Annotated in this window: 16 protein-coding genes; 11 read left to right on the top strand and 5 right to left on the bottom strand. The window is 73.9% G+C overall.

What is annotated here, in order from left to right; all coding sequences use genetic code 11:
• Positions 1-4 precede the first annotated feature (4 nt).
• The 6 genes from ABZ911_RS09530 to ABZ911_RS09505 all read left to right on the top strand — a co-directional run bounded on the left by ABZ911_RS09530 (position 5) and on the right by ABZ911_RS09505 (position 7655).
• The gene (locus ABZ911_RS09530) at positions 5-1129 is read left to right on the top strand and encodes an exonuclease SbcCD subunit D (protein WP_358053782.1); all 1125 of its coding nucleotides are present in this window, start codon (positions 5-7) and stop codon (positions 1127-1129) included.
• Complete coding sequence (locus ABZ911_RS09525) at positions 1130-5245, top strand: AAA family ATPase (RefSeq protein ID WP_358053780.1); 4116 nt, start codon at positions 1130-1132, stop codon at positions 5243-5245. It begins immediately after the preceding gene.
• A gap of 62 nt (positions 5246-5307) precedes the next feature.
• On the top strand, positions 5308-6102 hold the full coding sequence (locus ABZ911_RS09520) for an NAD(P)-dependent oxidoreductase (protein ID WP_358053778.1): 795 nt from the start codon (positions 5308-5310) through the stop codon (positions 6100-6102).
• A gap of 40 nt (positions 6103-6142) precedes the next feature.
• The gene (locus ABZ911_RS09515; RefSeq protein WP_358053776.1) at positions 6143-6514 is read left to right on the top strand and encodes a VOC family protein; all 372 of its coding nucleotides are present in this window, start codon (positions 6143-6145) and stop codon (positions 6512-6514) included.
• A gap of 2 nt (positions 6515-6516) precedes the next feature.
• Positions 6517-7035 (top strand): MFS transporter, encoded by a 519-nt coding sequence (locus ABZ911_RS09510; RefSeq protein ID WP_358053774.1) that lies wholly within the window; start codon positions 6517-6519, stop codon positions 7033-7035.
• The gene (locus ABZ911_RS09505) at positions 6990-7655 is read left to right on the top strand and encodes an MFS transporter (RefSeq protein ID WP_358053772.1); all 666 of its coding nucleotides are present in this window, start codon (positions 6990-6992) and stop codon (positions 7653-7655) included. Before ABZ911_RS09510 ends, ABZ911_RS09505 begins: the two co-directional genes overlap by 46 nt.
• Here the strand turns inward: ABZ911_RS09505 and ABZ911_RS09500 are convergent.
• Complete coding sequence (locus tag ABZ911_RS09500) at positions 7610-7921, bottom strand: hypothetical protein (RefSeq protein WP_358053770.1); 312 nt, start codon at positions 7919-7921, stop codon at positions 7610-7612. The two genes, ABZ911_RS09505 and ABZ911_RS09500, sit on opposite strands and share 46 nt — an antisense overlap.
• A gap of 31 nt (positions 7922-7952) precedes the next feature.
• On the opposite strand from ABZ911_RS09500, the gene ABZ911_RS09495 reads away from it, so the two are divergent.
• Positions 7953-8138, top strand: coding sequence for a citrate/2-methylcitrate synthase (locus ABZ911_RS09495; protein ID WP_358053768.1), 186 nt, complete (start codon positions 7953-7955; stop codon positions 8136-8138).
• Here ABZ911_RS09495 and ABZ911_RS09490 read toward each other — a convergent pair.
• The 4 genes from ABZ911_RS09490 to ABZ911_RS09475 are packed head-to-tail and all read right to left on the bottom strand — an operon-like array spanning position 8132 to position 14920.
• A complete protein-coding gene (locus ABZ911_RS09490) occupies positions 8132-9421 on the bottom strand; it encodes a threonine/serine exporter family protein (RefSeq protein WP_358053766.1) in 1290 nt (429 codons plus the stop codon). The two genes, ABZ911_RS09495 and ABZ911_RS09490, sit on opposite strands and share 7 nt — an antisense overlap.
• A gap of 58 nt (positions 9422-9479) precedes the next feature.
• The gene (locus tag ABZ911_RS09485) at positions 9480-12455 is read right to left on the bottom strand and encodes a chromosome partitioning protein ParA (protein ID WP_358053764.1); all 2976 of its coding nucleotides are present in this window, start codon (positions 12453-12455) and stop codon (positions 9480-9482) included.
• Between the two features lie 54 nt (positions 12456-12509).
• Complete coding sequence (locus tag ABZ911_RS09480; RefSeq protein ID WP_358053763.1) at positions 12510-13727, bottom strand: hypothetical protein; 1218 nt, start codon at positions 13725-13727, stop codon at positions 12510-12512.
• A complete protein-coding gene (locus tag ABZ911_RS09475; RefSeq protein ID WP_358053761.1) occupies positions 13724-14920 on the bottom strand; it encodes a hypothetical protein in 1197 nt (398 codons plus the stop codon). The genes ABZ911_RS09480 and ABZ911_RS09475 overlap by 4 nt, the downstream gene beginning before the upstream one ends.
• Before the next feature lie 141 nt (positions 14921-15061).
• Here ABZ911_RS09475 and ABZ911_RS09470 point away from each other — a divergent pair, with 141 nt between their 5' ends.
• The 4 genes from ABZ911_RS09470 to ABZ911_RS09455 are packed head-to-tail and all read left to right on the top strand — an operon-like array spanning position 15062 to position 21512.
• Entirely contained in the window at positions 15062-17194 is a 2133-nt protein-coding gene (locus tag ABZ911_RS09470; RefSeq protein ID WP_358053759.1) for a hypothetical protein, read from the top strand.
• Between the two features lie 12 nt (positions 17195-17206).
• Positions 17207-18340: a MoxR family ATPase gene (locus ABZ911_RS09465; RefSeq protein WP_358053757.1), complete on the top strand. Its 1134-nt coding sequence runs from the start codon at positions 17207-17209 to the stop codon at positions 18338-18340.
• On the top strand, positions 18340-19419 hold the full coding sequence (locus ABZ911_RS09460; protein ID WP_358053755.1) for a DUF58 domain-containing protein: 1080 nt from the start codon (positions 18340-18342) through the stop codon (positions 19417-19419). Before ABZ911_RS09465 ends, ABZ911_RS09460 begins: the two co-directional genes overlap by 1 nt.
• Positions 19416-21512, top strand: coding sequence for a DUF3488 and transglutaminase-like domain-containing protein (locus ABZ911_RS09455; protein ID WP_358053753.1), 2097 nt, complete (start codon positions 19416-19418; stop codon positions 21510-21512). The genes ABZ911_RS09460 and ABZ911_RS09455 overlap by 4 nt, the downstream gene beginning before the upstream one ends.
• Positions 21513-21546: the final 34 nt, after the last annotated feature.

The raw sequence follows: 21546 nt of genomic DNA, 5'->3' as shown, positions 1-21546 counted from the left end.
CGACATGCGCGTCCTGCACACCTCCGACTGGCACCTGGGCCGGTCCTTCCACCGGGAGAGCCTCCTGGAGGGCCAGGCGGCGTTCGTCGACCACCTGGTCGAGACCGTGCGCGCCGAGCGGGTCGACGTGGTGGCGGTGGCGGGCGACGTCTACGACCGAGCCCTGCCGCCGGTCGACGCGGTCGCGCTGTGCAACGAGGCGCTGCGCCGCCTGGCCGCGCTCCGGGTCAGGACCATCGTGATCAGCGGCAACCACGACTCGGCCAAGCGCCTCGGCTTCGGCGCCGACCTCATCGACGCCGCCGGAGTGCACCTGCGCACCGACCCCGCCCGCGCCTGGGAGCCCGTCGTCATCGACGACGTCTCCTTCTACGGCATCCCCTACCTCGAGCCCGAACTCGTCCGCACCCCCTGGGACCTGCCCGAGCGCACCCACACCGCCGCCCTCTCCCACGCCATGTCCCACATCCAGGCCGATCTGGTACGGCGCGGCGGCCGATCCGTGGTCCTCGCCCACGCCTTCGTGACCGGCGGCCAGGCCAGCGACAGCGAGCGCGACATCAGCGTCGGCGGCGTCGAACACGTCCCGCTGACCACCTTCGACGGCATCGACTACGTCGCGCTCGGCCACCTGCACGGCCGCCAGCGGATGACCCCGGCGGCGCGCTACTCCGGCTCCCCGCTCGCCTACTCCTTCTCCGAGACCGGCCAGGTCAAAGGCTCCTGGCTGGTCACCCTCGACGCCTCCGGCCTGGCCGGCGCCGACTTCGTCCCCGCGCCCGTGCCCCGCCCCGTCGGCAGGCTCCGCGGCCACCTCGACGACCTGCTGACCGACGACCGGCACGCCCCGCTCGAAGACCACTGGCTGCAGGTCGTCCTCACCGACCCGGTCCGCCCCAAGTCGGCCATGGACCGGCTGCGCGCCCGCTTTCCCCATACGCTGGCCCTGTCCTTCGAGCCCGAAGGGGCGGCGCCCGCCGCGCCCGCCCAGCGGCTGAGCGGGCGGCCCGAGATCGACGTGGCGCTCGACTTCGTCCGCGAGGTGCGCGGCGAGCCCGCCGACCGGGCCGAGGAGGCGCTGCTCCGGCAGGCGATCGAGGAGTCCAGGATCAAGGAGGCGATGGCGTAGATGCGGCCGCACCGGTTGACGCTCACGGCGTTCGGGTCGTTCCCCGGCACCGAGACCGTCGACTTCGACGCACTGGCCGAAGCGGGCCTCTTCCTCGTGCACGGGCCGACCGGAGCGGGCAAGACCACCCTGCTCGACGCCCTCTGCTTCGCCCTGTACGGCCAGGTGCCCGGCCAGCGCAACAACGCCCGCAGCCTGCGCTGCGACCACGCGCCCGCCGGAGCTGGGCCGCGCGTCACCCTGGAGATCTCGCTGCGCGGCCGTCTCCTCCGTATCGAACGGTCGCCCGCCTGGCAGCGGCCCAAGCTGCGCGGCACCGGCTTCACCGAGGAGAAGGCCAAGGTCGTCGTCCAGGAGGGTCATGCCTCCGGATGGCAGGGGCTCACCACCCGTTTCGACGAGGCCGGTGATCTGATCGGCGGGCTGGTGGGCATGAACGCCGACCAGTTCTGCCAGGTCGCGATGCTGCCTCAGGGAGACTTCGCCCGGTTTCTGCGGGCTGAGGGGGAGGATCGGCGCAAGCTGCTGGAGCGGCTGTTCGCGGTGAAGGTGTTCACACAGGCCGAAGGGTGGCTGGCCGAGCATCGCAAGGCGACGTGGCGCGAGCAGCAGGAGGGGCGGCAGGAGGTGGACTTCGCCGTCAACCGCTTGGAGGAGGCGGCGGGGGAGGACCTGGTGCGGGCGGTCGCGGCGGGAGACGGCCTCGTGCGGGCGGGGGTGGTGGAGGATGGCCTCGTGCGGGCGGGGGTGGTGGAGGACGGCCTCGTGCGGGCCGGGGCGGTGGGTGAAGATCTTGTGCCGGGCGGGGAGGAGCTTGCGCCACGCCCGGATGTCGAGCCCGTGCGATGGGCCGGGCACCTGTTGGCCGCGGCCGAGGCGGTCGCCGCGCGGGCGGCGCGGGCCGGGGCCGTGGGGGAGACGGAGTTGCGGGAGTTGCGGGGGCGGGTGGAGCGGGCGACCGGTCTCGCCGACCGGCAGCGGCGGCACGCCGAGGCCGTGGCGCTTCGCCGTACTCTCGACGAACGTGCGGAGGAACGCTCCGACCTGCAGACGATCCTCGAAGAGGCCGCGCGCGCCGACCGCGTGTTTCCCCTCATCGCCGCCGCCCGGCAGCGAGCCGAAGCGGCGACCAAGGCCAAGTCCCTCTCCGCCGACGCCGTCGCCCGAGCCCGCCCCCTCCTCACCGTCTCCTTCTCGGAAAGCCCCAGGATCCTCGCACCGGAATCCGCCACCCAGGCAGGCGCTCCTGGCGACCCGGCCAGTGAGTGGCTTGCGCGGTTGGAGCGGGAGCGGCTGAGTGAGATCACCAGGGTGTCGGAGATGGTCGAGGACGAGAGCAGGCTCTCCGGCCTGCGCGACGACCACTCGGCGCTCGAACGGAGGATCGCCGCGCTGGCCGCCGAGGAGGCCGGGACGGCGGCCAGGCTGGACGTGCTGCCCGCCGAGCAGAAGGCGGCCGAGCGGGCACTCGCCGAAGCCCGTCTGGAGGCCGCCCGCATCCCGGCCGCGGAAGCGGTGAAGTCCGCGGTCACCACCCGCCTCCACGCGATCGAACGCCGAGACACCCTCGCCACGGCCCTCGCCGACGCCAAGAGCAACGTCTCCACCAAGCTCGCGTCCCTCCCGGACACCCTGCTCTCCGCCCATCAAGCACTCGCACTCCGGCCGGAGGACGCGGGCACACCACCTGCGGCTCAAGGGGAAGACGAGAGTCCAGACGCGCCCCTTTCCCCCTCGCTTGAGGGCGACGGCGGGGTGGTCCGCGCGCCATTGGACGGGCCCGTGCGGTGGCGCGCGGTGCGTGAGTGGGCGGTGGGTAAGGAGCGGGGAGCGCGTGATGATCTCGCGGCCCTGGAGGGGCTGCGGGCGGAGGAAGAGCGGCTGGCCGAGGTGGAGCGGCGGGTCGCGAGGCTCGAAGCCGAGCTGGTGACGCTCACCGGACGCGAGGCCGAGGGGAGGGCGGCGCTGGAGGAGTTGCCCGCGCTGCTCGGTGAGGCGAACGGGCGGCTGGCCGAGGCTCGGGCCGCGGCCGGGCGACTGCCGGTCGTGCGCGCCGCGGGCGAGGCGGCTGCCGCGGTCCTCGACGCCGTACGGCGCCGGGCGGAGCTGTTGGCCGAGCTGGAGGTCGCGAAGGCCGAGCATGAGGCCGCCGTCGATCGGGCCCAGGCGTCGCGGGATCGGCTGCAGGAGGTGCGGCAGGCGCGCATCGACGGCATGGCCGCCGAACTGGCCGCCAAGCTCACTCCCGGCGAGCCGTGCGCGGTCTGCGGCTCGGCCGATCACCCGTCGCCGGCTTCCCCGGCCGAAGCGGTGTACGCCGGTGACGACGAGGCCGCCGCCCAGGCCGCCTACGACACCGCACTCGCCGAACGCCAGGCCGCCGAGGCGGTGCTCACAGGGGTGGTCTCCCGGTTGGAGCAGATCCCCGAAGGACTCGACGCGGCGCGGGCCGAGGGCGACCTGTCCGCCGCCCGGCAGGAGCTGGCGGACCTCTCGGCGGCGGCCGAGCAGGAGCAGGCGCGCGAGGCCGAGGCCCAGCGCCTGGAAGCCGAGCTCGACCGGGTACGCGACCGGACACACGAGGCCGACCGCCTCCTGACCGAGGCCCGTACGACCCTCGCGGCCTCGACGGCCGACCGTGAGCGCGTCCGCGCCCGCCTCGACCAGGCACGCGGCGACGACCCGGACCTCACCGCCCGCCGCGAACGGCTCACCACCGAGATCCGCCTCCTCGCCGACCTGACGACAGCCGCCGAACACGAGGGCGAGGCCCTCACCCGCTTCCTCGACGCCCTCCAATCCCTCGCCCGCCTCACACCCCCCGACACCCCCGCGACGCGGGACTGTGCGCGGGAGGCGCTGGCGGAGGTGGGGCAGGCGGAGGAGGAGCTCGCCAGGCTTCGGGAGGCGGCTCGGAGTGAGCCCGCGCTGGCCGTACGGGCTGGGGAGCTTGAGGCTGAGCGGGCGCGGCTCACCGAGGTGGGGGCCGGGCTTGGGCGGGAGCTTGCCGCGGGCCGTACCAGGCTGGAGGAGACGGGGGCGGAGATCGGGCGGTTGGCGGCGCGGATCGAGGGGGCGCGGGGCGGTGACGTGACGCTGGCGGCCCGGTTGGAGCGGCTGGGGGACGAGGCTGAGCTGCTGCGCGAGGCGTTGGACGCGACGCAGGCGGCCGAGGGCGCCGAGGCCGAACACGCGCGGGCGGTCGCCACGGCGGACGCGGCGGCCGTGGAGGCCGGGTTCGCGGACTGCGACGAGGTGGTGGCGGCCGTGCGCACCCAGCCGGAGCGGGCGGAGAAGGAGGCCAGGCTGCGCGAGCTGGACGCGCGGCACGCGGCGGTCACCCGCACGCTCGCCGACCCCGAGCTCGTGGCCGCCGCCGCGGAGCCCGCACCCGACCTGGCGGCCCTGGAGGCCGAGCGGGACAGGGCCGAGGAGGCGCACACCACGCTGGCGTCGGCGCGCGACCGGGCCGAGAGCCGGGTACGGCGGCTCTCACAGCTGTACGCCGAGCTGGCCGACCGGCTCAAGCGCTGGGAGCCGGCCGCCGAACGCCACCGGATGGCCGAACGGCTGGCGGCACTGGCCAGTGGGACGTCGAGCGACAACCAGTGGAGTACGAGCCTGTCGTCGTTCGTGCTGGGGGAGCGGCTGCGGCAGGTGATCGAGTCGGCCAACGAGCGGCTCGATCACATGTCGGGCGGGCGCTACCAGCTCGAACACGTCATGAGCAAGACGGCGGGCGCCAGGAGCCGGTCCGGCGGCGGGCTCGGGCTGCGCGTGCTCGACGGCTGGACGGGCAACGGGCGCGATCCGGCGACGCTGTCGGGCGGGGAGAGCTTCATCACCTCCCTCGCGCTGGCGCTGGGGCTGGCGGACGTGGTCACCGCCGAGGCGGGCGGGGCGGAGATCGGCATGCTCTTCGTCGACGAGGGGTTCGGCACACTGGACGAGGACACGCTCGACGGGGTGCTCGACATCCTGGACGGGCTGCGCGACGGCGGCCGGGCGGTCGGCATCGTCAGCCATGTCGCCGAGCTGCGTACCCGCATCCCGGCCCAGCTCAAGGTCACCAAGACCCGCACGGGTTCGACGCTGTCCCTCTCCGTCACGGCCTGAGCCCGCACACACCTCGCCCCCGGCGATCAGGCTCGTCGGTGGTGGGTGGCACACTCAGGCACATGACGTTGGAGACGGTTGTTCTCACCGGTGCTGCCGGACGAGTGGGGTCTGTGCTGCGTGAATCGCTGCGGCACCGGGTGCGGCGGCTGATCTCGGTTGATCGGGTGCCGCTGGTCGCCGAAGGGGCCAACGAGGAGGTCCGCCAGGCCGAGCTGTCCGGCGCCGAGGACGTGGCATCGATCATCGAGGGCGCCGACGCGATCGTGCACCTGGCCGGTGTGCCGGACGAGGCGCCGCTCGACAGTCTCCTGGTCGGAAATGTGCTGGGTACGCATGATGTCCTGGAGGCGGCTCGGCGTACAGGGACGAAGCGTGTGGTGCTGGCCAGCAGTAACCGGCTGACCGGCTGCTACCCGGTCAAGCAGATGGTCTCGGTGGAGATGCCGCCACGCCCCGATGGGCTCTACGGCGTCAGCAAGGTCGCTGTCGAGGCTCTCGGCCGCCTGTATGCCGACAAGTTCGGCCTGCAAGTGGTGTGCCTGCGCATCGGCAGTCTCGAACCGGAGCCGAGCGAGCCGCGGCACCTGGCCACCTGGCTGAGCCCGCGCGACTGCGCCGGGTTCGTCTGGGCCGCGCTGACCCGGCCTGACATCACCTTCACCACCGCCTACGCGGTATCGGCCAACACACGCCGGTTCTGGGAGCTGAGCGACGAGATCGGCTACCGGCCCCACGATGACGCCGAGTCCTGGGCGCAACGACTCCTCGAAACAGCGCAGTACTTCACCGGTGACCAACTCCAAGGCGGCGACTACGCCACCGCCGAGTACACCCTCCGCCACGCCCTCGAATGATGACCAACGTGAAAGCCCCCTGCCTGGCAGAATCGTTAGCATGCTGCGGATCGGCCAGATCGTGATCGGTGTCCAGGACATGGAACGCGCCCTCGCGTTCTGGTCGCAGGCGCTCGGCTACACCGTCCGCCGGAGCGGCGACGACGACTGGCACTGGCTGCACCCGGCCGAGGGAACCCACGGCCCCACCCTGGCCCTGGGCCTCAGCGAGTCCCCCGTCGAGCCGCATCCGCGCGTCCACCTCGACCTGTTCGCCGCCGACGCCGCCGAGCAGGCCGCCGAGGTCGAACGGCTGGTCGCGCTCGGCGCCGTCCGCGTCGACTGGGACCTGTACCCGGACGACCCCGACTTCGTGGTCCTCGCCGACACCGAGGGCAACCGCTTCTGCGTCATCGACGTCACCCACGGCTGAGCGTGCGGCAGGGGGCCCGCGTCGCCGCGGCCGGCCTGGTCGGCACGGCGATCGAGTTCTACGACTTCTACATCTACGCCACGGCCGCCGCGCTGGCGTTCGACACCGCCTTCTTCCCCCACCTGGACCGGACCACCGGCACTCTGGCCGCCTTCTCCACCTTCGGGGTGGCGTTCCTGGCACGCCCGCTCGGCTCGGCGCTGTTCGGCCACTGGGGCGACCGCGTCGGCCGCAAGTCGCCGCTGGTCGTCTCGCTGCTGCTGATGGGCCTGTCCACGGTCGCGATCGGCGTGCTGCCCGCCGGGACGCCCGCGGGCGTCGTCCTGCTGGTGCTGCTGCGCTTCGCCCAGGGCATCGGCCTCGGCGGCGAGTGGGGCGGCGCCGCGCTGCTGGCCGCCGAGCACGCCCCGCCGGGCCGCCGCGGCCGGTACGCGATGTTCCCGCAGCTCGGCCCCAGACGCCCGCCTTCCAGACCGTGCTGGACGAGCGGCGCGTCGCCCGGGTGCCGTTCCTCGGCCTGATGCGCCACCAGGGGCGGCGGGTGCTGCTCGGCGCGGGCGCGATGGTCGTCACGTACACGCTGTTCTACACGGCCACGACGTACTGCCTCGCGTACGGCACCGCCACGCCCGGCGTGCCGCGCACCACGATGCTCGGCCTCACCATGCTCGCCGTACTCGTCATGGGTGTCGCCACGGCGCTCTCGGCGGCGGCCTCCGACCGGCTGGGCAGGCGGCGCACGCTGCTGGCGGGCACGGCCGCCGCGGTGGGGTGGGGCCTGGTGATGTTCCCGCTGATGGGCACCGGCTCCGTCCCGCTGGCCGGGGTCGCGCTGGCGGGCGCGCTCGGCCTGATGGGCCTGATCTTCGGGCCGATGGGCGCCTACCTGCCGGAGCTGTTCAGGACGGAGTACCGCTACACCGGGGCGGCCGTCGCCTACAGTCTCGGCGGCGTGCTCGGCGGCGCGGTGCCGCCGCTGGTGGCGACGGCCATGCGGGCGGCCGGGCTCGGCCCGGTGGCGGTCGGCGGGTACGTCGCGGCGATGGCCGTACTCAGCCTGGTCTGCCTGCTCATGCTGCCCGAGACCGCCGAGCGTTACGCGAGAGTGCTGGGGAACAGCGACGCCAGCTCGCGCGGGTAGGCGGCGATCAGGCGCAGCTCGTCGTCGGTCAGCGGCCGTCCGGTCATCGCGTTGCAGAGCTGGACGAGCTGGAAGGACAGCTCCTCGTCGGCCACCTCCACGCCGAGCCCGTCCATGACGTGCCTGAACCCGGCCTTGCCGCCGTACTCCCCGGTCAGACCCGGCTGGCCGCGTCCACGCTGGCGGCCAGGGTCGCCGCCTCCGTCAAGGCCGACCCGTACGCCGTGGTGCTCACCGAGCTCGGCGTGGTGGGCAGGCCGCTGCACGGCGGCGCCTCCTTCGGCGCCGGAACCGAACGTGGACTTCGCGCTCGCCGCCCTCGCCGCGGCCGCCGGCATGATCCCCGGCGCGGGCGAGGCCGTCTTCGCCATCGCCCGTACGGCGGGCTGGCTGGCCCACGCCCTGGAGGAGTACGACCGGGACACCCTCCTCCGCCCCCGAGCCGTCTACACCGGCCCGCCCCCGGGCGGGGAAGGTCAGTAGCCCCGGGTCCGGCGGGACGCCGGGCGGATGCGGAGGGTGCGGGTCTCGAAGGCGCGCAGGATCTCGGCGCCGAGGATCACGCCGGCGCCGATGCCCAGCGCGATCGACAGGGCCCCCACCAGGTGCAGCGCCCCGGTGGACAGCTCGCCGACGCTCATCTCCAGCATCCCCCGGTACAGCAGCGTGCCCGGCAGCAGCGGACCGATCGACGGAATGACGAACACCATCGCCGGGACCTTCACCCACCGCGCGTACGCCGTCCCCAGCAGCCCCACCGCCGCGGCCGCCAGCGTCGTGGCCATCAGCGAGGGCAGCCCCTGCCAGCTCAGGTACACATAGCCGACCCAGATCAGCCCTCCGCCGAACGCCCCGCCGAGCAGATACCGCGGCGGCACCAGCAGCGCCACCGCGAACGTCAGGCTCACCCCCAGCGCCCCCAGGAGCTGTGGCGCCGCCATCGACAGCGGCGCGGTCGGCACGTTGTCCACGCTGATCGGCACGCCCATCCTGACCGCGACGGTGATCGTGGTGCCGATCCCGGAGATGACCGCGGCCACGATGAAGATGATCTCGGTCAGCCGCCCGGTCGCGGTGACGTACTCGCCCGCGATGCCGTCCTGCACGCACGCCACCAGCGGCCGTCCGGGCAACAGCGCGATCACGGCGCCGACCACGACCGCGGACGCCTGCACGGGCACCTCGCGCCAGATGAGCAGCACCGCCACCAGCGAGCCGATCCCCGAGGCGACCGCGAGCTGGAAGAACTCGGCCACCCCGCGCCGCTCCAGCCACGCCCCGGTGCGGTCGCCCAGCACGGTGGCGACGAACGCCGCCGCCGCGACCGTGGGCCCGCCGCCGATGAGCACCGCCGCCGACGCCGCGATCAGCGCGAGCGAGGCGACGACCGCCCAGTTCGGGTACACGCCCACCCGACGGGTGATCTCGCGCAGCCGCTCCTCGGCCTCGCTCAGCGGCGGCACCGCGGCGGTGATCTGCTCGACCAGGGCGTGCACGGCGATCAGCCGGTCGTAGTCCGGCTGCCGCCTGCGCACCCGCCGCTCGGCCGTCGCCGGCGCCCGCCCGTCCTGCGGCACGTGCGACAGCGTGATCGCCGACAGGTTGACGTCCGCCTCGACGTGCCCCACGCCGTACGCCTGGGTGATCCTGCGCATCGTGCCGCCGACGGTCTCGGTGGCCTCGCCGCTGCCGAGCAGCAGTTCGCCCACACGCAGCGCGAGGGCCATCGCGCGATGGCCTTCGGCGTCAGAGGCGGCATATGTCATCTGATGGTGGAAGCTACCGGATTCTTGGCGGCCGGAACAGCCGGACACGGCGACATGGTCAAGAGCTGGGCCTCCGGTCCACGAACGCGGCCAGCGCCCGCACCCGCTCCGCGTGCTCGTCATGCCCGATGATCACCGGCGGCTCGTTGTACGGCATGGCGTCACTCGACCGCCGCAACTTGATGTACTGCCCGCACGCGTCGACCGCGTACGGCTCCATGTCGTCCTGCAGCGCCCCGATCACGGTGATGCCGTAGGTCTCGCCGATCCTGCGGAACAGCGCCACCGCCTCCCGCCGGTGCTCCTTGCCGAGGTTGCGCCCCAGCTCGTCGAGCACCAGGCAGAGGTTCCCGCCGCCGGAGGACGCGATCGCCGCCGCGCACACCAGCTTGACCGCCTTCTCGTCCATCAGCGCGGTGTTGGCCCGCCGGTTGTACGGCACGAACCCCTGCCCCTCACCGCGCCGCCACTTGGGCGTGACCCGCCACTGCCAGCGCTGCTCCGGGTCGGCCGGGGCGGGCGGCACGGGGAACTCCAGCGTCGCGCCGTACCCGCCGTAGGAGGTGTCGAGCTTCTCGAACTCCTCCGCCACCCTGCCCAGTCGCGCCTTGATCGCCGCGCTCAGCGCCGCTCGGTGCACCGAGGTGAGCTGGGCGGCCTCCTCGGCGCCCCGCTCGGCGGCGGCCAGGTCCCGCTGCCTGGTCACGACCTGCGTCTCGATCTGGCGCCGCTGGTGCTTCTCGTACTCCTCCTGCCCGCGCAGGTACGACGCCAGCGACCCGCACACCGCCGCGAACGTCGCCTGCTCGCGCGCGGTCCGGCCCGCCCGCTCGGCCAGCAGGTAGGCCAGCTCCTCGGGCACCTCGTCGTCCTCGCCCGGGAAGGTGTCGCGCTGCGCCTGGTCGAAGAGGCGCTCGGCGGCCCGCCACCACTCCTCCGCGGTGCGCGGACGCTCCTCCTCCGGCAGCGCCCGCAGCCACTCGCGGGCGCCGTCGATCGTGCCGCCCCACTCCCTGGCCAGCTCCTCCAGCCGCAGCGCGGCCCGCTCCTGCCCGACCCTCGCCTCCTGGCCGCGGGCCTGGTCGCGGTCGGCCTCGTGGCGCGCCCTGCGGCCTTCGAGGCGCTCGCTCTCCATGTCGCGGGTGCGCGCCCTGAAGTCCAGCGCGCCCGCCTGCCGCTCGGCCTCGGCGACCTTCGGCGTGAGCTCGGTCAGCGCGCCGGTCAGCTCGGTCAGCCGTGCCCTGCGCTCGGCCAGCCGCCGCTCCAGGTCGGCGAGCCGCACCCCGGCCTGCGCCCCGTCCAGCCGCCGCCCGGCCTCGGCGACCTGCTCCTCGGCGTCGCCCACGGCCTGCGCCGCGTCCTCCTGCGCGTCCTTGGCCCGGTTCAGGCGCTGCTCGGCGGCCTTGATCCTGGCCTCCCGCCCGGTCGCCGTCCCGCCGAACGCGCCGACGACGCTCACCCCGGCCGCGCTCACCAGCACCGAGCCCGGCAGAGCGGCCAGCGCGACGGCGGCGGCGTCGAGCTCGGCGGCGTCGACGATCACCGCGTGTTCGTGCGGCCAGCCCCGCAGCGCGTCCACCTCGACCAGGTCGCGGGCCTGTTCGGCCACGTCGAGGGCGTCGAGCAGGCCCGTCGCGGCGACGCCCGCCGAGGTCAGGGCATTGAGCTGGGCCGCCGCCGGTCCGCCTTCGGCGTCGTCGAGCGCCGCCTGCGCCGAGGCCACCTCCCGGTCGGCGACGCCGAGCGCCTTGAGCGCCTCGTTCAGCCGGAAGCGGGCCGCGGTCAGCTCCCGCTCGGCCGCCGGCACGTCGCGCCCGTCGGCGAACCTGCGCCGGTCCTCCAGCGAGGGGATCTGGCCGCGCAGCTCGTCGGCCGAGTTCTCCGCGACGGCCCGGTCCGCGTCCAGTTTGGCGGCCCTGGCCTGAAGGGTGGCCAGCTCCTTGCGCGCCTCGCCCACCTGCCGGTCCAGCGTGTCGTCCTTGAGCGTGGCGATCTCGGCCTTCACCATCGCGATCGCCTCGCCCGCCGAGGCGGCCGAGGCCTGGTGCCGCTCCAGCTCGGCGGCCAGCGCCTCGTCCCGGTCGGCCGCGTCGGACAGGCGGCGGGCCTGCCGTCCGCGCCAGCAGCGCAGCGCGTCGGCGAGCCTGACCCGGGCCTGGTCGCGGCGGTCGAAGGTGGTCAGCAGCGCCCCGGACTCCGTCTCGAACTCGGCCAGCCGCTCGCCCGCCTGCGCCGCCCGCACCCGCTTGGCGTGCTCGTCGCGCCGCGCCTCCCGCTCCTGCTCCAGCTCGGCGTCCAGGCCGGTCAGGGCGGCGATCGCCTCGAAGACCCGCTCGGGGGAGATCTCGTTGAGCGGCTGGGACAGCAGGTTGGTGGCGACCTTGCTGCGGACCGAGGTGGACAGGAAGGAGACGCAGCGGACGCGGTCGCCGTACAGGACCTTGGTGAGGTCGCGGGCCACCACGTCGCGGCGGCCCGCCGAGCGGGGGAGGGCCGTCCAGAGGGCGTCGGCCCTGGCGACCCGTTCCGCCTCGGAGGCGGCCGAGGCCAGGTGTACGCCCTCGGCCCAGCGGATCTCCAGGTGCGGCGCCTCCTGGTTGACCCGGAGCCACACCGTGATCGCCCCGTCGAGCTCGCCGCCCTCCAGGTGCGCGGCCTGCTCCTCGTTCTCGGCTGCCGCCTTCTCAGGCACCTCGCCCGCGGTCGCCGGTCCGAAGACGCCCACGATGTAGCCGTGGTCGGCGCTGGCCCACTGGCGTCCACCGGCGCCGCTGGCCAGCTCGGCGTTGAACAGCAGCTCGGACACCGCCTTGGCGCCCGAGGCGAACCGCCACTGCTCGTCACCCAGCAGTGCCGTGATCGAGGCGATGAACGAGGACTTGCCCGCCCCGTTGGAGTCCTTCGGTCCCGCCCCGGCCACGACGATCAGCGTGCCGGGGACGGTCGGCACCGGATGGGTCGACAACCGGGAGATGTTGACCGCCTGCACGGCGATCAGCACCCGGTCCCCGACGACGTTCTCGACCTGCGACACCTGTAATCCCGCTACCCTTCGTCATCCGCACGCACAACACACCAGCACCGCGTCCTACTCGGTGGTCCTTCTCGATCGCACGGCCGCCGCGAGCGGCGTGTGCGGCCCCGCCGCCAGGATCAGCTCCTCCTGCAGCCGCCGCCGCACCGCCGGGGTGAGCCGGTGGAACTGCGGCCCCGGGACATAGCCGCCCGCCTCCTCACCGGCTTTCACCTGGGCGAGCAGCCCCGCGTGCCGGAGCCCTCTGAGCGCCGCCTCCAGCTCGCCGATCGGCAGCTGGGTGTGCCGCCGCAGGTCGTCCACCGGCGTCGGATGCGGGGACAGCCAGGTGTCCTCCGGCAGCACGCCCTCGGCCCGGGGAATGGCCACCGAGTGCACCAGCACCAGCGTCAGCACCGCCCGCTCACTCTCCCCGAGCGCCCCGCCGGCCTTCGCCGCCACCGCGTCGTCGTAGCCGGAGGTCCACCGCTCCCGATGCTGGATCAGCGTGCGCCCGCGCCGGGCGAGCATCTCGCCGAGCGTACGGCGCAGCGCCGGATCCCGCAGCGCCCCGAACCTGGCCTCCGGCACCGGCTCGGCCGCGTGCTCGACCACCACGAACGCCGCCACCAGCTCGGCCCTGCGCCGCTCGTCGTAGCCGCCGAGCAGGTCGTCGAACTCGCCTGCCTCCGGCGCGCTCATCGAGGAGGGCACCTCGGCGGGAGCGGCGGCGACGATGTCGGCGTCCGCCACCACCGTGAGGCCGGCGGGCGGCTCGGGCAGGCGGCGGACCAGCTCCTTGAGCTGGGCGTGCGCCTCGACCGGCCAGGTGGCGCAGCGCGGGCCCAGCCGGACCACACCGTCGGACAGGACGATCCACGCCGAGTCGTGCAGGCGGCGCAGCGCGCCGACCGCCCAGTTGCGCATCAGGTCGTCGTTCCTGCCGATCAGCGCCCGGTAGGTGTCGAGGACCAGGTCGGCGGGGGCGGGCTCGCCCGGCCACGGGTCGGCCGACAGGTCGCTCCAGCAGCACTTGAGGCAGGCGGCCAGCACCCTGCGCGTCTCGCCCGCCCGCTCCACGGCGACCGGGTTGATCTGGTGCTCCTCCAGCAGGGACGGCGTCGCCCCGTCGGGCCACACGGGCAGCGCGAGGCCGGTCGAGTCGGCGTGCGAGAGCCGTACCATGCCGGACGGGGCGGGCTCGCTCGGGCCCAGCCTGAGCGGGCCGTGCGAGCGGGCCCGCGCGTGCGCGGCCGGCCCGTCCTCGCCCTTGCGGGTCGTGGGGTCGGTCACGTGCGCTCCAGGAATCCGTGGGACAGCCAGGACAGCTCGTGGTCGGGGTCGGCGGTCAGCTCGTCGGACCAGCGCAGCCGGTACGGCAGCTCGGGCCGCAGGTCCACGCTGGTCAGGTCGGCCAGCAGCCGCCGGGCGGCGGGCCAGTCGGCGCCGAGCACGTCGGCCAGCGCCACCTGGTCGGCCCCGCCCAGGGTCGACTCCGCGAGCTCGGTCAGTCGCGCCACCTGCGCTCCCGGCGACTGGTCCAGCGAGCCCTCGGGACCGGCGTCGGGCAGGTCCGAGCGCGGCGGGGTCGGCTGGGCGGGGGCGGGGCGCGGGCTCTCGTCGACCGCGCGGACGATCGCCGCTGGATCGTGCCAAGGCGCCGGGGCGTCGAACACGAACCCGTCCAGCACCGCCGCCAGCCGCTCCTTCGAGGCCGTCTGGGAGAACGTCCGCCACGTCTCGGTCGGCAGCAGCGTCAGGTTGCGGGTGGTGCCCGCCGAGTCGGCCAGCCGCCCGGCCGCGCGGCGGGAGGCGTCGCTGTAGGAGTAGATGGCGGCGCGCAGGTCGGTGCAGACCCGGTCGAGCGCGGGCCAGCGGGTGAGGATCGTGCCGTGCAGGCTCTGCGCCCGCCGCGCGATCTCCTCGGTGCCCCACAGCTTGGGCGCCTGCTCGCGCAGCTCCTCGATGGTGCCGGTGGTCAGCGTGATCAGCTCCAGCGCCCACAGCCGGAACGCGCGGGCCAGGCTGACCGCGCTCTGCCGGGCCTCCTCCATGGTGGTGCGCGGGTCGGCCACGTTGAGGTCCTCGAGGGCGAGCAGCCGGTGCATCTCGGACTGGCCGCCGTCGTCCATCATCCGCCGGATGAACATCAGCCCGACCACGCTGGTGAACGACGCGCGGTAGCGGAGCTGGTTGGGCTTGGGGAACACCTCGCGGATGGCGCCGAGCCCCCTGAGCACCCGGAGCCGGTTGTCGAACTGGTCGCCCGGGTAGGCGCGGCAGGCGTGGCGCATCTGCTCGTGCGTCAGCCACTCCTCCCCGGCCTCGGCGAACGCGGCGAAGAGCGTCTCGGCGATGTCGACGAGCGCCGGGTCGTCGACGACGGCCCCGCTGTCGCGGGCCAGCGCCGCGAACATGCGGCGGTACGTCGAGAGCACCGCCTCCTCCGAGAGGGCGGCGTCGAGGGTCAGCGGCTGTTCGGGCACGCGAATAAGGTACGGCTTCCCGCCGACACTTTCGGACGCACACCGCCGGAGCCCTGCGCCGCGAACGGGAGCGCGCTAGGGTGAGCCCCGTTACAAGGGGGGCCATATGTAACGTAGTTGTGCATACGGGGTGGATGACGGATGGGGATCCGTGAGCTGAAGAGCGATCGCGCCACGGCGTCGATCGCGGCCGCCGTGGCGGTCGTCCTGGTCACCGCGGCGGCGGTCTACGGTGTGGGCGTCTCCAGCGCCAACCCGAAACTGGCCGACGTGGGCGCCTGGTTGTGGACCAAGGTCAGAGGCAAGGTCGTCCACGTCAACGGCCTGTCGGGCGAGGTCGACGGCTACCTGAACGCCAAGGCGGGCAAGCCGCTCACGGTCGTGCAGGACGGCGGGAACGTGCTGCTGGTCGACGACCGGACGGGGTTCGTCAGCAGGATCGAGCCGAGCCAGCTCAGCGTCGCCCAGACCCGCGACTTCGGCGCGGTCGGGCTGCAACTGGTCGTGAGCGGCACGTCGGCCTACGCCGTCGACCCCGCCGGAAAGGTGCAGCGGATCGACCCCGCCACGCTCAACAGCGTCGGCGCACCGCTCGAACTGCCCGGCCCGCTCGGCCCCGCGCGCATCGACGGCGGCGGGCGGCTCTGGGTGCCGGTGACCGCGACGGGCGAGGTCGTCCCGGTGCGCGCGGGCGTGCGGGAGAAGGCGGTCAAGGTGGGCGAGGCGGGCGAGGAGCTCGCCGTGACCATCGCCGGGGGCCTGCCGGTGATCACCAACACCCGGGCCGCCTCCGCCGTCGTCATCGGCGCCGACGGCGGCGCGGGAGAGATCGCGCTGCCCAAGGAGGTCGCCCAGGCGGAGAAGGGCGGCGTGCTGACCCCGGCCACCACCGAGGGCCCGCTCGTGCCCATCCTCACGCCCGGCCCCGACGGGCTGCTCGTGGTGATCGACACGATGTCGAACACCGTGCTCCACACCAAGCTGAACGCCGCCGACCCGCGCTCGCTCGGCGTCCCGCAGGTGCTCGGCAGCAAGATCTACGTGCCCGACCGCAGCACCGGCGCGCTGGTCGTCTGGGACGCCGCCGCGGGCGGCCACCCGGTGACCATCCAGGTCGCCGACGGTCCCGGGCCCGTCGAGGTGTTCGTCAAGGACGGCCTGCTGTGGGCCAACGACGAGAACGGCGACCGCGCCGTGGTGATCGACCCCGAGGGCCGCAAGCACGCGGTCGACAAGGACGACACCGACGTGCCCGGCCCGACCCGCACCCCGAAGCCACGCCCCACCCCGAAGCCCGTCCCGACGGGTACGGCGAGCGACCCCGACCCCACCGGCACACCCGACCCGGACCCCAAGCCGGCCGACACCGAAGAGCCCGAGGAGCCCGAGCCGACCCGCGAACCCAAGCCCAGCGAAACCCCGGCCCCGACCCGTACGCCGACACCCACCCCCTCACCGACGGCTCCCGGCGCACCCGGCTCGGTGAGCGCCAGGTCCGGCCCCGGCAAGATCGACGTCATGTTCAGCCCGTCGAGCGGCGGCGAGGTCGAGAGGTACACGCTGAAGGTCTCCGGCTCCGGCGGCAGGGTCACCCCCGAGTCGGTACGCGCCGACGGGCCGTTCCAGTTCGAGTTCAGCGGCGAGTGCGGCACGGAGTACTCCTTCACCGTCGTCGCCCACTGGCCGGGCGGCGAGGTCGAGTCGCAGCCGAGCGCCGGGGCGCGCTCGTGCGTCGCGCCCGGGGCGCCGGGGAACTTCAAGGCGCAGGCGAAGAACAAGGGCGCCGAGCTCACCTGGAGCGCCCCGGAGAACGCCAGCGGGGTGACGTACGTGCTGTCGGGCGCGGCGGACCGGAGCGGCATCGACGGGACCTCGTTCACCGTCGAGGGGCTGAAGAACGACGCCAAGCACGAGTTCTCGCTGAAGGCGAAGAACGCGGCGGGGGAGAGCCAGAACGCGGTCACCACCGCGGTGGACCTCGCCTATCCGAAGCAGTCGTACAAGAACGCCAACAACAACAACACGGACTCGCTGATCCAGTGCGGTCCGCAGGGCGGGTGCAAGGTCGGCGAGATCCCGAAGGGGCAGTACATGTCGATCACCGTCATCTGCCAGACCAAGGGCAAGTCGGTGTCGGACGAGGAGAGCGGGAAGAGCAGCGACGTGTGGGACCGGATCGAGTGGAACGGGGGAGTCGCCTACATCAGCGACACCCTGATGGCCACGCCGGACGGCGGCTTCCCCGCCGGGCCACTGTTCGAGTGTGAGAACTGAGAAGGGGACTCAGTGAGCCACTACCAGGGAAACCACGGATACCCGCAGCAGGGCTACGACCCGCTCGACACCGCCCGACCGGCTGAGCCGTACTCGCCGCTGGAGCAGACCGTCCAGGCCTACCCGCAGCAGGCGGCTCCGCCGTACCAGCAGACCCACCAGCAGGTCCCGGCCGGTGTGCCGGGTGGGGACGGCGCTGCGCTGGCGGGGCAGTTCGCGCAGCGGTTCCAGTTGCTGGCCGGGAACATCGAGCGGATCATCCGGGGCAAGCGCGAGGCCGTCGAACTGGCGCTCGTCTGCCTGTTCTCCGAGGGGCACCTGCTGGTCGAGGACGTGCCGGGGACCGGTAAGACCACGCTGGCCCGCTCCATCGCGGCCAGCGTGGACGCCGAGTGGCGCAGGATCCAGTTCACGCCCGACCTGCTGCCCAGCGACATCACCGGCGTGTCGATCTTCAACCAGGCGCACCAGAAGTTCGAGTTCCACCACGGCCCGGTGTTCGCCAACATCGTGCTGGCCGACGAGATCAACCGCGCCTCGCCCAAGACACAGTCGGCGCTGCTGGAGGTCATGGAGGAGCGCAGGGTGACGGTCGACGCCGAGCCGCACCCGGTGCCGCGCCCCTTCCTGGTGGTCGCCACGCAGAACCCGGTCGACATGGACGGCACCTACCCGCTGCCCGAGGCCCAGCTCGACCGCTTCCTCATGAAGATCTCCGTCGGCTACCCCGACCACGCCTCGGAGGTCGAGGTGCTCAAGGGCATGCCGACCGGCCCGCAGATCGAGAACCTGCCCGCCGTCGCCCGCGCCGCCGACGTGGCCGGGATGATCGACTTCGCGACCCGGATCCATGTCGCCGACCCCGTCTACGACTACATCGTGGCGCTGGTGGGGGCCACCCGGATGTCGCGGGAACTGCGCCTGGGCGCCAGCCCTCGCGCCAGCCTGGCGCTGCTACGCGCCTCCAGGGTGCGGGCCGCCGCGGCGGGCCGCCACTACGTCGTCCCCGAGGACGTCAAGGCGCTGGCCGTCCCGGTGATCGCGCACCGGCTGATCCTCACCGCCGACGCCGAACTGCGCGAGCGCACCGCCGCGGACGTGGTCGGCGAGATCCTCGCCGGGATGCCGGTACCCCAGGCGGCCTAGTGCTGACGCCGCTGGGATGGGGCACGCTGGCCGGCTCCCTCGTCCTGTACGCCACCGGGTTCGCCCTCGGCTACCCCGAGCCCGTGGTGCTGGCCACCGGCGGGCTGCTCGCGCTGGCCACCGCCCTGGCTTGGACCGCGCCCAGGCCCAAGCTCGAGGTGCACCGCCAGGTGACGCCCCTCAAGGTGCCGAGGGGCGAGGCCGCCGTGGCCGTCCTCCAGGTACGCAACCTGGGCGGCCTGGCCCTGTCCGGCCTCCGCGCCCGTGACCGCTTCGGCGGGACGGAGCACACCGTGGACGTGCCCCGCCTGCCCAAGGGCGCCACCAGGACCGTGTCGTACCCGCTGCCCACCGACAGGCGCGGCGAGATCCCCGTCGGTCCGCTGCTGCTGATCAGAGCCGACCCGCTGGGCCTGACCCGCAGGGTCCGCGAGTACGGCGAGGCGGCGACGCTCCTGGTCCGCCCGCGCACGATCGCGCTGCCGGTGCCGCCCTCCGGCCGGGCGCACCACCTGGAGGGCCCGACCAGCGACAACGCCCCCAGCGGCACCGTCACCTTCCACACCCTGCGCGAGTACGTCGTCGGCGACGACCTCAGGCACGTGCACTGGCGCTCCAGCGCCCGCACCGGCACGCTCATGGTCCGCCAGCTCATCGACGCCAGCCTGCCCACCACGACTGTCGTGCTCGACACCCGCGACCTGCCCGAACTGGCCGTCGACGCCGCGGCGTCGGTCGCGCTGGCCGCCGCCCGCGCCGGGTTCCCGGTGCGGGTGATCATCGGCGAGGGCCTCCTCGCGGAGACCAGAGCCGACCCCGACCTGGTCCTCGACCGCCTCGCGGTGGTCGAGTCCGGCCAGGGCCGGATCACCGAGACGGTACGGCTGGCGCGCGGCGGCGGCTCCCTCGTCCTGGTCACCGCCGACCCGGCCGAGGCGGGTGCGGCGGCGGGCGTCCGCAAGCGCTTCGACCGGGTGATCTGCGTGTACACCGGAGACCAGGAGGTCAGCGTGCCCGGCGTGACCGTCGCCCGGATCACCGACCTCGACGCCCTCCCTCTCGCCTGGACGACCCGATGACCGCGGTGCCGGCGAGCCGGCGCGACGCCGAGGTGTGGCGGTGGGCCGCCGGGCTGGTCGTGGTCGCGGCCGTCGCCGGGGTCGCCGGGTGGGCGTTCCACCGGGTCTTCCCGCAGGCCGAGCTGCTGCGGGTGATCCTGCCCGCGGCCGTCGTCCCGCCCGTGGTGGCGGCGCTGACCAGGACGCGCCCGCTCTGGCTGGCCCTCGTCCTCGACGTCGTCCTCTGGTTCGCCGCGACCGTCCCGCTGTACGGCGGTCTCGCCCCCGCCCTGGTCGGCGACCTGGCCGACTCCTGGCAGGCCCTGCTCACCACCCTGCTGCCCGCCTCCCCCGACCCGAAGCTGCTCGTGCTGGTCCACACCCTGGTCTGGGCAGCCGCCGTGATCGGCGCCGAGACCCTGACCAGGACCCGCACCAGGCTCGCCCCTGCCCTGCCCGCCCTCGCCGTGTACGGCGCCGCCCTGCTGCTGGGCGTGGACGGCGAGGGCTCCAACCTGCCCGTCGCGGCGGCGATGCTCGTGCTGGCCGGGACGCTCTCGCTGGTCCGCGACGACCGCCCGGCCCGGTGGCTGCTCGCGGGCATCCCCGCCGCGGCCGTGCTCGCCGCGATCGCGCTGCTGGTCGGGCCGCTGCTGCCGGTGGCGGCGGAGCCGTACAACCCGAGAGCCCACGCCGACCTGCCCCCGCCGGTGCGCGTCGACAGCGTCAGCCCGCTCGACCGCGTCTCGGCCTGGCTGCAGATCCCCGACCGCCCCCTGTTCACCGTCAGGGCCGACCAACCGCTCAACTGGCGCCTGGCCGTACTCGACCGGTACGACGGCGTCCGCTGGACCTCCAGCGCCCGCTTCCAGCCGACCGGCGGCCGTGTCCCGGCGGGCGAGTGGACGGGCAGGACCACGCCGGTACGGCAGAGCGTCACGTTCGACGGGCTGCCGGGGACCTGGTTGCCCGCGGCCGAGCGGCCCGCCGAGGTGACCGGCGCGCGGGGGCTCGCCGTCGACCCGGACAGCGGGGCGATGCTGGTCCCGGCCGCGCCCGCGAAGGGCTTCACCTACCAGGTCGAGTCCTTGGTGCCGCGGCCGACCAGGGCCGAACTGCTCGCCGCCGTGCCCGCCGCCGAGCCCGCGCTGACCGCGTTCCCGTCGCTGCCGCAGGAGAGGCTCTTCCGGAAGGTGGCCCAGGAGGCGACCAAGGGGGCGGACGTGCCGATCAGGCAGGCGTACCGGTTGCAGAACTTTCTGCGCACCACGGCCAAGTACGACATCACCGCGCCTCCCGGGCACTCGCTCAAGGGGTTGGAGTTCTTCCTCGACACCACCCACCGGGGGACCTCCGAGCAGTTCGCGTCGTCGTTCGCGCTCATGGCCCGGACGCTCGGGCTGCCGTCGCGCGTGGTGGTCGGCTTCCGCCCCGGCGAGGCCACCGGGGGCGTCTATCGCGTTAAATCCGGACATGTCATGGCGTGGGCGGAGATCAAGTTCGAGAAGCTCGGGTGGCGGCCGTTCTATCCGACGCCGGGGCGCAGTGGGGCCAAGGACGATCACGACGTGGTGTCCTCGGCGATCGAGGAGAGCGAGCGGCTCGAAGGCGAGTTCGGCCAGGGCGGCATCGACAAGCCCAAGAAGTCCAAGCCCGCGGGGGCGCGCAAGACCGCGGGTGACGAGGAGGGCCCGTCCCTCTGGCTGCTGCTCCCGGGCGCCGGGGGCGCGGTCGTGCTCCTGTACGCCGGGGCGGCCCTGCTGCTGCCCTGGTGGCGGCGCCGCAGGAGGCGCGCCGCCCCCGACGCTGAGAGCCGGGTCGCCGGAGCCTGGCGGCAGACCTGCGACGACCTTGGCCTGCGACGAGAGAACACCTTGACGGCGGAGGAGGTGGCAGAACGAGGCGCCCAAACCCACGGCCCCCACGTCTCCACCCACCTAACCCCATTAGCCGACATTTCCAACTTCGTCCGCTACGCCCCCGACCAGGCCGCCCACGCCGCCGCCGAAGAAGCCTGGCGCCGCAGCGACGCCATCCGCAGCCTGCTCCGCCGTTCCACCCCCCTCCCCGTCCGCCTCAAAAATCGCCTCCACCCCCGCACCCTCCGCCCCTGACATCCCTACAGCCACCCTGCTGCGGGCGCTCGGC

This window comes from Nonomuraea sp. NPDC046570, from assembly GCF_040645915.1.
Taxonomy (GTDB): Bacteria; Actinomycetota; Actinomycetes; order Streptosporangiales; family Streptosporangiaceae; genus Nonomuraea.
Note: the sequence above shows the minus strand (reverse complement) of the source record. Positions and strands in the feature narration are given on the sequence as shown.